Origin of the sequence: Peptoniphilus hominis (ex Hitch et al. 2025), from assembly GCF_040096015.1 — a bacterium.
In the GTDB taxonomy this organism is placed as follows: Bacteria; Bacillota; Clostridia; order Tissierellales; family Peptoniphilaceae; genus Peptoniphilus_A; species Peptoniphilus_A hominis.
Genome location: NZ_JBBMFO010000003.1, coordinates 86,217 through 96,145, shown reverse-complemented (window position 1 = coordinate 96,145; position 9,929 = coordinate 86,217). Strand labels below are relative to the sequence as shown.

Genomic DNA, 9,929 nt, shown 5'->3' with positions numbered 1-9,929 from the left:
GGAAAGCAATAAAATAATACCAGAACTAGTAAACTACCAGTCCTGGTATTAGGTCCAACTTTATGGGGTCACCACATTAGCCGGTGGTTATGATTATGTTTTATAAATTCTTAGCCAGTCCAATTATTAATTTGTTTATTAAATTATATTTTAATCGACTTTTTAGCTTGATTGTAAAAGTTCTTCATACATCTCTATTAGTTCTTCTGGTATGACGAAGTTAAAATAAGTGCCGGATTTTGATAGGAAGAGATACATGAGTCCTAGGGATGTGAATTTTTTCATGTTTACATAGACATTTTCGTCGGAATAATCTACGGCGCCATTATAAAAATCGTAAAAGGACTTATGCTCTTTTTCGTCAAAGTTCATGAGAGTGTTTTTAAATTCACTGGTAATTTTTTTATGTATTTCCTCTACTTCTTCTGTCAAACTTAGTCCCTCAAGGTCTAAATCATAGGAAGATGCAATGAGTTGCCTTTGGTCGCCGTCTAAACTCTCTATAATAGGGTATAATTTATCAATAGGCAGTTTGTTAATGGTTTCAACTTTAAAAAGTTTTAATAAAAAATCGCTCATAATTCACCTCGTATTTATTATACATGAAATGAGCTGTGGGAGGAAATATGTCTAGTATTAAAAAACTTTCTGATGGCGTTTATTGTAAAATTATTCCTTTAAAGGGAAATCCCCTAAAGAGCATAAATATTTATATGGTAAAGTCTAGGGGCGAGGCTCTTATTATCGACACAGGCTTTAACACTGAAGAAATCAGGAGTGAAATGCTTTCTTTTATAAAAGAAATGGAAATTGATTTAAAGAGGACAAAGTTATTTTTGACTCATCTTCACTCTGACCACACAGGTCTTGCAACCTGGTTTTATGAAGAGCTTGGCGTGGAAATTTATATGGGAGACATTGACTACCGCATGATGTCTTCTATGGCTGATGCAAATTCAAAGAGGTGGAAGGATGTTATGGCGACTACCCATCTTCAAGGGCTGGATGAGGACAATTTAAAAATTGAAGAGCACGCAGGCTTTCGTTATAGACCTAAGGCAGAGTTTCCCTACACTTCCTTTAATCCTGACTACACCCTAAAGCTTGGCGACTTTACTTTTAAGGGTATGGATTTTTCTGGTCACACTCCAGGCATGGTTGGCCTCTATGAAGAGGACCGAAAAATTTTATTTTGCGGCGACCACCTTTTGGGAGACATCACTCCAAATATTACTTTTTGGAATTTTACTGTGGGAGACAGCCTTGGAAGGTATCTTAAAAACATTGAGAAATTAAGGAATCTTCCCATTGACCATCTTTATTCATCTCACAGGGCTCTTATTGAAGACGTGCCAAAGAGGATAGACGAGCTAAAGACTCATCACGAAAAGAGAATTAACGAGGCGTTAAAGACTTTAGAGGCTAGGGGCAAGTGCACAGTTCGTGACATTGCCATGAATATGTCTTGGGACATGAGGGCAAGGGACTTTTCTGAATTTCCCAACACGCAAAAGTTTTTCGCAGCAGGAGAAGCTCACGCTCACCTTGAACACCTAAGGGCCTTAGGCAAGGCTGACTTTGAAAAAGACCAAGATGGAGTTTTGCACTACTACGCTATTTAAAAATTATTTGATTTTAAAAGATCTTAGACATAGAATTAACTTGACGAGAAAAATAAAAAATGGAGTGAAAAATGAATAATTTAATTTGTAAGTATAAAGACAAAGTTTTAGAAAGTGGCAAGGAAACAATTTTATGTGGCATTGTAAATGTTACACCAGATTCCTTTTCTGACGGCGGCAAGTGGTATGGCAAGGACAAGGCCATCAATAGGGCAATGGAACTCATTGAGGCCGGTGCAAAAATGATTGACCTGGGTGGCGAATCCACTAGACCAGGCTCTACTTATGTAGAAATCGAAGAAGAAATTAGTAGGGTTGTGCCAGTTATAAAAGAATTAAAGACTATGACAGATGTGCCCCTATCCATTGACACATGGAAGGCAGATGTGGCACAGGCTGCAATAGAAGCAGGCGTTGACTTTGTTAATGACATCACAGGTTTTATGGGCGACCCTAAAATGGCTGAAGTGGTAGGAAAAAGTGATGTGGGCGCAATTTTAATGTTTAATCCAAAGATTGCAAGGCCAAATCACAAGTCATCTGCCAACTTCCCATCCTTTGGTGGAGAGGGAGCCTTTACTGATGAAGAATTAAAATCCTTTGAAGACATGGACATCGTGGAAGTCATGAAAAAGTATCTAGGGAAATCTCTTGAAAGAGCAGAAAAAAATGGCATGACAAGAGATAGAATTATGCTTGACCCAGGCATTGGCTTTGCCCTAACTAAAAAGGAAAATTTAAAATTAATAGACAAAATTGACACAATAAGAGAAATGGGATGCTTCACATTTTTAGGAGTATCAAGAAAGAGATTTATCACAAATATTTTGACAGAAAATAATATTGAAGCTGATGGAAATAATGAAGAAGGCTTTGAAAATAGAGACGAAGCATCAGCTGCCCTTACGACTCTCGCGGCCTACAAGGGCGTGGAAGTTTTAAGAGTCCACACAATGAAGCACCATAGACTTGCAAAGCTCGTTGCAGACTCTGTAAGGCTCAATGAAGTTATAGAAGATGTAAATTTCAAACCTTATTCACTTTAAATTATTTTTTATAAGATATATAATATAAGCATAAATAAAAAAGGGGGACATTATGTCATTAATTGAAAATTTGAGAAGTAAAGTAAGAGCATCAAAACCAGAAATTGTATTTCCTGAAGGTGATGACCCAAGAATTTTAAGAGCAGCAATTAGACTTAATGAAGATGGAGATATTAAACCAATAGTTCTTGGAGATAAAAAAGAACTTGAAGCTTTAGCAGAAAAAGAAGGCATAAAACTAGGAGACCTTGAAATTCTAGACCCAGCTAACTATGAAGCTAAAGATGAAATGGTTAAGGCTTTTGTTGAAAGAAGAAAAGGAAAAGTAAACGAAGAACAAGCAGCAGAAATCTTAAAAGACCACAACTATTTTGGAACAATGCTTATTTACATGGGAAAAGCTAAGGGACTTGTATCAGGTGCAGCTCACACAACTGCAGATACAGTTAGACCAGCCCTTCAAATCATAAAGACAAAAGAAGGATACAAGAGATGTTCAGGTGCCTTTATCATGCTTAGAGACGAAGAAATGTATTTAATGGCAGACTGTGCTATTAACATCGACCTTGATGCAGACGGACTTGCAGAAGTAGCAGTAGTATCAAATGAAACAGCAAGACAATTTGGCATGGATCCAAAGATTGCAATGCTTTCTTTCTCAACTAAGGGTTCAGCATCTCACGAAAGAGTAACAATGGTAGCAGAAGCAACAAAAATGGCTAAGGAAAAAAATCCTGACATGGCAATTGACGGCGAATTACAATTTGACGCAGCTTTCGTAGAATCTGTTGCAAAGAAAAAAGCACCAGGTTCAGAAGTTGCAGGACACGCAAATGTATTTGTATTCCCTAACATTGAAGCAGGAAACATTGGCTACAAGATCGCTCAAAGATTTGGTGGATTTGAAGCAATTGGACCTATCCTTCAAGGACTTAATGCCCCAGTAAACGACTTATCTCGTGGTTGCTCAGAAGACGAAGTATATTCACTAGCAATCATAACAGCAGCACAAGCAGTTCTATAAATTAAATTTTGACTTAAAGACTTCCTTAGGGGAGTCTTTATTTTTTTATTTTTAAAATTTATAATGTAAAAAAGAAGGTGAGAAAATGATAAAGAAAATTTTTAAAGGGATTTTAATTTTTTTAGTAGCTCTTATTTTACTTGCAGGGCTTGGAGATTTTTTATGGATTAAAATCCCTGAGTTAAATGCAAGGAAAAATATTTCTGATATTGAGGTCTATGGCAAAGACCTAAGCCAAATAAATTTAGATGACTATGTAAAAGTTGTGGGACTTGGGGAAGCCACTCACGGCAATTCTGATTTTCAAGATTTAAGATTAGAAGTTCTAAAGACTTTAGTTGAAAAAAATAATTTAAAAAATTTTTGCCTTGAAGCAGATTTTGGCGAGGGCATGATGATAAATAATTACATTCATGGAAATAAAAGAGCTGAAAATATTTCTAGCCTTTTCTCTTTTAATATTTATCACACAAAGAATATGAATGACCTCATAAATTATATGTTTGACTACAATCAAAGGGCAAAGGATGAGGACAAACTTTCTTTTTACGGCTTTGATATGCAAAATCCTGAAAAATCTATGGAATTAATTTTAGATTTTTGTAAAAACAACAATATCTTACAAGACAAAGACTTGCAAGAGGAGTTTTCCTTTATTAAATATAAAAATTTTAAGATTTCACAGATAAAAGATAGAGAGGATTTGTTATTAGAAATAAAAGCACATGTCGACAGCCTATCTTCTAACTCTGCAAGGCTTGTTTCAAGAGCTCTTACAAATGTCTTGGACAGCATAAAATATTATGAATTGGATTTTAATGATTACCCAAAAGCAAACAAGGTGAGAGATGAATTTATGGCTGAAAATGTTAAGTGGATAAGTGATTTTGAAAAATCAAAGGGAAATGATTTGATTTTAATTTCTGGTCACAATGGTCATCTTGCTAAAAGTGAAAAGTTTTATGAGCCAATGGGGTCTCACCTAAAGAAAATTTTTGGAGAAAAGTATTTTATTATTGGCACAGACTTTTATAAGGGCATTGTAAATATTAATGAGATTGGTCCAGATAATAAGAGGGCAAACCATGTCTTTGTATCTGCAGATCCTTTAGCTTACAGTGCGAGAAAATTTAAGGGGAAATACTATTTAGATTTCACAAAAGTTCAAGATGGTGAAACATTTGAATTTATAAATAAAGAGATTAATATGGGAAGTTTGGGCGAAGGATATTCTCCACTTATGAAATTTATTCCAACAAGTTATAGAGTAAAGGAAATCCCAAAAGATTTATATGATGCAATGATTTTTGTTTATTATGCAAAGCCAATTGCTGTAACTTATGAAGATTGAGTTTATAAAAATTTATAAGCTTCTTGCAAAGAAAGAATATGACAAGTTAATTATTTTTGCCATTAACAGGAGACAAAGAAGAAATATTTAAAAAGTAAGATTCTTTTTGAGTCTTAGTTATTGTTTTATGGAAAATTTTTATGAAAGGAGTTTTTATGACTAAGTTAAGAGATGCTGTATATGGCTTTGCTGTTGCTGATGCCTTGGGAGTTCCCTTTGAATTTAAGGAAAGGGGAACTTTCATCTGCCAGGACTGTGTTGGCTTTGGGACTTGGAATAAGGAAGCAGGCACTTGGTCTGATGATACCAGCATGACTCTTGCCACTTGCAAGTCCATTAAGGACAAGGGTAGGGTGGACATCGAAGACATTAGGAAAAATTTTAAGGCTTGGCTCTTTGATGACGAGTTTACAGCTGATGGCAGGGTCTTTGATGTTGGCGGCACAACTAGAGAAGCCCTTACTTTAAATCGTGGTATGGATGATTATTATTCCAATGGCAACGGATCACTCATGAGAATTTTGCCCCTTGCCTTTACTGATGCCAGCGAAGCTGAAATCGAAAAAGTTTCTAGCATAACTCACGCTCACGAAATTTCTAGGAAGGCTTGCCTTGATTATGTTCACCTTGCTAGAAAATTAATTGCTGGGGAAAAATTAGAAGACTTGGGACTTGATGATTTAAAAAATAAGTCCAAGGATGAGATTCAGTCAACTGGTTTTGTCCTTCACACCCTAGAGGCTTCTTTGTGGTGCCTTTTAAATACTAATAATTATAAAGATGCAGTCCTAAAGGCAGTAAATCTTGGCGACGACACAGACACAACGGCAGCTGTTACTGGTGGACTTGCTGGAATAATTTATGGCTTTGATGAAATTCCAAAAGAATGGATAGACAAGTTAAAAAATAAAGACTTAATTGAAGATTGTTTATTTTAAAAAATCCTCCTTAAATTATTAAGGAGGATTAATCTTATATATAATTTATTGCGAGTTTTACTACAATGCCAATGACTGCACCGAGACCTATTAACTTAAATAGGTCTGTTTTTTTTAGGTAAAGGACAAAGCCAAGGACAAAGGAAATTAGGGCGGCAAGACTCATGCCATCTAAGTTAATTCCCTTTGGAAAAACTGATGAATGAAATAATTTTAAGGTAGTTATAAAAATTAATGAAACAACTCCAGCCTTTATGCCAAGAAGGGAGTAGTCCATAATTTTAAATTTTTTATTTTTGCTAAAGAGAAAGTAGCCCAGGATCATCATGAGTATAAACTGTGGTAGAACGAGGCCAGTTGTGGCAACAATAGAGCCAATTATTCCGCCTATGCTTTGACCTACAAAGGTTGCTGAATTTATGGCAATAGGTCCTGGAGTCATTTGTGAAATTGAAATTAAGTCTATAAATTCTCTAGTGGAGATCCAGGCATTTTCTTCGACAACATATTTTGATATGAGGGGTATTACTGCGTAGCCGCCACCAAAGGCAAAGCATCCAATTTTAAAGAAAATAAAAAATAAATCAAACATTTTTGTATCTCTCCATTACACTAAAATAAGAAATTCCTGCAAGGGCACAGAATAAAATAATAAGTCCTGTGTTAATATCTGTGAAGAAGGCAACTAAGAAGACGAGGATAATCATAACAGCGCTAAATCTTGGGTTCTTCTTGTAGGAAGATTTTCCCATGCGAAAAACTGTGATGAATAAAACTGCAGAGATTATTCCACTTATGCCTTCAAGGGCAGAGTTTATAAAAAAGTTACTTTTAAACTCTTGATAAAAATTTGAAATCACAGATAGAATTATTAGGCAGGGAAGGGATGATGCCACAAGACAAGTTATCGCCCCCAGAGGTCCCCTTAGGTAGTAGCCAGTTAAGACTGAACAAGAAATCGCCATGGCGCCAGGTCCACCTTGAGAGATGGCAACTATGTCCATCATTTCATCTTCCTCAATAAGTTCTAAGTCTTGTACAAAAATATCCTTGATGACAGGCACAATTGTGTAGCCGCCACCAAAGGTAATGGCATTTATTTTAAAAAATGTTAAAAATAATTTTAAGATTGAAATATTTTTCATTAAATCACCGCATTAATTATAGCACACAAATGAAAATTTAAGTAATATCGTGTATAATCTACTTAAGGAGTGATAGAGATGAAGATGGGAATAATAGGTCTTGGCAATATGGGTTCTGCCATGGCCCATGGTCTTTTAAATAATAATATAGAAACTTTTCTCTACGATAGGAGTGAGGAAAAGAGAGAGGCCTTTAAGAATTTTGAAAAGGCAAAAATTATGGACTCAGAAGTTGATGTAGTGAAAAATGCTGACGCAGTGATTTTAACAATTAAGCCCTATGTCTATGACGAAGTCCTAGATAAAATTAAAAAGGAAGTTAAAAATCAAATAATAATTTCAGTTACATCAAGTTACGATTTGAAAAAACTTGAGGCAAAACTTCCAGGCAAAAAACTTTTAATGGCAATGCCAAATACGCCTGCAAAAATTTTATCTTCAATGACGGGAATTTGTCCTGGTGAAAATATATCTGAGGATGAACTAAGTGAACTTAGGGAAATTTTATCTTCCTTTGGCGAAACTGAAATTGTGGAAGAAAAAAATATAAAAATTTATGAGGCAGTTTCTGGTTGCATGCCAGCCTATGTGTATATGTACATAGAAGCGGCAGCAGACGCAGCAGTGTCTCATGGCATGACTAGAGATATGGCATATAGGGTAATTTCACAAGCAGTGGCAGGCTCTGCCAAGATGGTAAGAGAGTCTGGTCTTCACCCAGGTGAGTTAAAGGACCAAGTTACTACACCTGCTGGCACAACTATTAAGGGAGTAAAATCTTTAGAAAGAGACGGTTTTAGATCTGCAATTATAAATGCAGTGGATTCTATTATGAATAAATAGGAGGTCGACATGAAAGATTTATTAGTATTTTTGGCAGATGGTTTTGAAGAAATTGAAGCGCTAACTATTGTAGATGTTTTGAGAAGGGCTGACTTAGTAGTTGATACAGTTTCAATAACAGACAGAAATGAAGTGAGAGGAGCTCACGATGTAAGAGTCCTTGCTGACAAAACTTTTGACGAAATAAACATTGAAGACTACAGGGCAATGTACATTCCAGGAGGACAACCTGGCGCAACAAATTTAATGAGAGACAAGAAAGTTGTTGAGTGCGCCAATGTATTTAACGACGACGAAAGAATTGTAACTGCCATTTGTGCAGGTCCACAAGTTCTTGATGCAGCAGGCCTTTTAAAGAGCGGCAAGTTCACTTGCTACCCAGGAGTTGAAGCTAGACTTAAGGTGGACAATCCCCTAGATGAAGCTGTTGTAGTGGAAGATAATATAATAACAGCCATGGGTCCTGCCCTTGCAATTTTACTTGGAGTAAAGCTAGTAGAAATTTTAGGCTCAAAGGAAAAGGCAGAAGAAGTTTCAGAGGGACTACTTCTACCTAAGCTTAAAAAATTTATTTAAGCTGTAAGTTAAAATTAAGCGACGAAAATAAACTAAAAAATATTTTAAATGTACCAGAAATTTTTGGTACATTTTTTTCGCGAAATTTTTCTAAAACTTTTAATTATAAAACTTTATCAAAAGTTAAAGTGTCTTCTTTTCCTTTTATTACTCATATTTCAGTGTTATAATAACTGTAACTAAAATAAATCTTAAAAGATGGGCGGACAGCCTGTTTTTATTTATGGAGGATAAATGTTAGCAAAGCTAATTTTAAAAAGAGGTCACAACGCCTATGGCTATGACAGGGCAAAAATTGCTAAGGAGACTTCCTTTCTTGGACTTATATCAAATATATTGGCAGCTCTTTTAAAAGTTATTCTATATACTTTTACAGGCTCTATTTCTATTTTGTCCGATGCAGTAAATAATATTACAGACTGTGTGAGCTCAATTATTTCAATTATTGGCATAAAACTTGCTGCAAAGCCGAGGGACAGAGACCACCCCTATGGTCATGGCAGGCTTGAATATTTAATATCACTTGTTGTAAGTGGAATCGTCCTATCAGTTGGCTTTCAATTTTTGAGAACTTCTGTGGGAAAAATTCTTCACCCAGTCGCCATAACTTATCCAAAATCTACAATAGTAGTTTTAATAATTACTGTCTTTATAAAATTTTGGCAAGCCTCACTTTATGCTCAAGTGGCAAGGGCGATTGACTCGACGACATTAAAGGCACAGGAGAAGGATTCACTTAGCGACACCCTTATAACTCTCGTTGTAATTGTCGCCATAGTTATAGAAAAGTTTACGGGAAAAATTTTAGACGGCTATGTGGGAGTTCTTGTTGCCCTATTTATTTTATACACTGCAATTTCTCTCATCTACGAAACAATTTCTATTATACTAGGCAGGGGCTTAAGTGAAGAGACTAAGCACGAGATAAAGTCTAAGGTTTCAACTTATGATGGAATCTCCAATGTCCACAATATGATGGTGACAGACTTTGGACCAGACAATATTATCGTCTTAATTGATGCAGCCCTAGATTATAATTTGACACTGGAAGAGGCACACAATATAGTAGATAAGGTAGAAAGAGAAGTATCTGAACTTTTGGGCATAAAACTCATTATTCACGCTGACCCACTGGGCTCCAGCTCAGATATTATTAGATCAGTTTCGCGAGATCTCAAAAAAATTATTAGGGAAAGTTTAAATATTTATTCTTTTCACGACATAGTGCTTGAAGATAAAAAAATTTACATCGACATTGATTACAATGCCGATTCTGTTTCCAATGCAAGGGAAAAAGAGGCTCTGAAAAAAGAGCTCATTGATAAATTAAAATCAATTTACAAGGATTATGATTTCGAAATAATTCTTGATGCGATTTTTTAGG

At 35.6% G+C, this 9,929-nt stretch carries 11 protein-coding genes; 8 read left to right on the top strand and 3 right to left on the bottom strand.

Annotation, left to right across the window (positions count from 1 at the left end):
• Positions 1–162: 162 nt before the first annotated feature.
• Complete coding sequence (locus tag WMO19_RS02480; RefSeq protein WP_311566066.1) at positions 163–579, bottom strand: hypothetical protein; 417 nt, start codon at positions 577–579, stop codon at positions 163–165.
• A gap of 47 nt (positions 580–626) precedes the next feature.
• Between WMO19_RS02480 and WMO19_RS02475 the strand changes: the two genes are divergently transcribed.
• The 5 genes from WMO19_RS02475 (at position 627) to WMO19_RS02455 (ending at position 5,981) form a co-directional block, all read left to right on the top strand.
• Complete coding sequence (locus WMO19_RS02475; protein ID WP_349170068.1) at positions 627–1,622, top strand: MBL fold metallo-hydrolase; 996 nt, start codon at positions 627–629, stop codon at positions 1,620–1,622.
• Between the two features lie 71 nt (positions 1,623–1,693).
• Positions 1,694–2,668 (top strand): dihydropteroate synthase, encoded by a 975-nt coding sequence (gene folP, locus WMO19_RS02470; protein WP_349170067.1) that lies wholly within the window; start codon positions 1,694–1,696, stop codon positions 2,666–2,668.
• Positions 2,669–2,720: 52 nt separating this feature from the next.
• Positions 2,721–3,692, top strand: coding sequence for a phosphate acetyltransferase (pta, locus tag WMO19_RS02465; protein WP_349170066.1), 972 nt, complete (start codon positions 2,721–2,723; stop codon positions 3,690–3,692).
• Between the two features lie 85 nt (positions 3,693–3,777).
• The gene (locus WMO19_RS02460) at positions 3,778–5,043 is read left to right on the top strand and encodes an erythromycin esterase family protein (protein ID WP_349170065.1); all 1,266 of its coding nucleotides are present in this window, start codon (positions 3,778–3,780) and stop codon (positions 5,041–5,043) included.
• 155 nt (positions 5,044–5,198) lie between these two features.
• Positions 5,199–5,981 carry an ADP-ribosylglycohydrolase family protein gene (locus WMO19_RS02455; protein WP_349170064.1) on the top strand — a complete coding sequence of 261 codons (783 nt, stop codon included), beginning with the start codon at positions 5,199–5,201 and terminating at the stop codon, positions 5,979–5,981.
• Positions 5,982–6,015: 34 nt separating this feature from the next.
• Here the strand turns inward: WMO19_RS02455 and WMO19_RS02450 are convergent, their stop codons facing one another.
• Together WMO19_RS02450 and WMO19_RS02445 are read right to left on the bottom strand one after the other, a co-directional pair.
• Positions 6,016–6,573, bottom strand: coding sequence for a chromate transporter (locus WMO19_RS02450; protein WP_349170063.1), 558 nt, complete (start codon positions 6,571–6,573; stop codon positions 6,016–6,018).
• Positions 6,566–7,126: a chromate transporter gene (locus tag WMO19_RS02445; RefSeq protein WP_070611734.1), complete on the bottom strand. Its 561-nt coding sequence runs from the start codon at positions 7,124–7,126 to the stop codon at positions 6,566–6,568. The genes WMO19_RS02450 and WMO19_RS02445 overlap by 8 nt, the downstream gene beginning before the upstream one ends.
• 78 nt (positions 7,127–7,204) lie before the next feature.
• On the opposite strand from WMO19_RS02445, the gene proC reads away from it, so the two are divergent.
• From proC to WMO19_RS02430, 3 genes are all read left to right on the top strand, one after another.
• Entirely contained in the window at positions 7,205–7,969 is a 765-nt protein-coding gene (proC, locus tag WMO19_RS02440) for a pyrroline-5-carboxylate reductase (RefSeq protein WP_349170062.1), read from the top strand.
• Positions 7,970–7,978: 9 nt separating this feature from the next.
• A complete protein-coding gene (locus WMO19_RS02435; protein WP_288166570.1) occupies positions 7,979–8,545 on the top strand; it encodes a DJ-1 family glyoxalase III in 567 nt (188 codons plus the stop codon).
• 234 nt (positions 8,546–8,779) lie between these two features.
• A complete protein-coding gene (locus WMO19_RS02430) occupies positions 8,780–9,928 on the top strand; it encodes a cation diffusion facilitator family transporter (RefSeq protein ID WP_349170061.1) in 1,149 nt (382 codons plus the stop codon).
• Position 9,929: the final 1 nt, after the last annotated feature.

Excerpts from the sequence above, each read along its gene's own strand:
- WMO19_RS02450 (WP_349170063.1), bottom strand. The coding sequence starts at position 6,573 with ATGTTTGATTTATTTTTTATTTTCTTTAAAATTGGATGCTTTGCCTTT.
- pta (WP_349170066.1), top strand. The coding sequence starts at position 2,721 with ATGTCATTAATTGAAAATTTGAGAAGTAAAGTAAGAGCATCAAAACCA.
- folP (WP_349170067.1), top strand. The coding sequence starts at position 1,694 with ATGAATAATTTAATTTGTAAGTATAAAGACAAAGTTTTAGAAAGTGGC.
- WMO19_RS02430 (WP_349170061.1), top strand. The coding sequence starts at position 8,780 with ATGTTAGCAAAGCTAATTTTAAAAAGAGGTCACAACGCCTATGGCTAT.
- proC (WP_349170062.1), top strand. The coding sequence starts at position 7,205 with ATGAAGATGGGAATAATAGGTCTTGGCAATATGGGTTCTGCCATGGCC.
- WMO19_RS02435 (WP_288166570.1), top strand. The coding sequence starts at position 7,979 with ATGAAAGATTTATTAGTATTTTTGGCAGATGGTTTTGAAGAAATTGAA.
- WMO19_RS02475 (WP_349170068.1), top strand. The coding sequence starts at position 627 with ATGTCTAGTATTAAAAAACTTTCTGATGGCGTTTATTGTAAAATTATT.
- WMO19_RS02460 (WP_349170065.1), top strand. The coding sequence starts at position 3,778 with ATGATAAAGAAAATTTTTAAAGGGATTTTAATTTTTTTAGTAGCTCTT.
- WMO19_RS02480 (WP_311566066.1), bottom strand. The coding sequence starts at position 579 with ATGAGCGATTTTTTATTAAAACTTTTTAAAGTTGAAACCATTAACAAA.
- WMO19_RS02455 (WP_349170064.1), top strand. The coding sequence starts at position 5,199 with ATGACTAAGTTAAGAGATGCTGTATATGGCTTTGCTGTTGCTGATGCC.
- WMO19_RS02445 (WP_070611734.1), bottom strand. The coding sequence starts at position 7,126 with ATGAAAAATATTTCAATCTTAAAATTATTTTTAACATTTTTTAAAATA.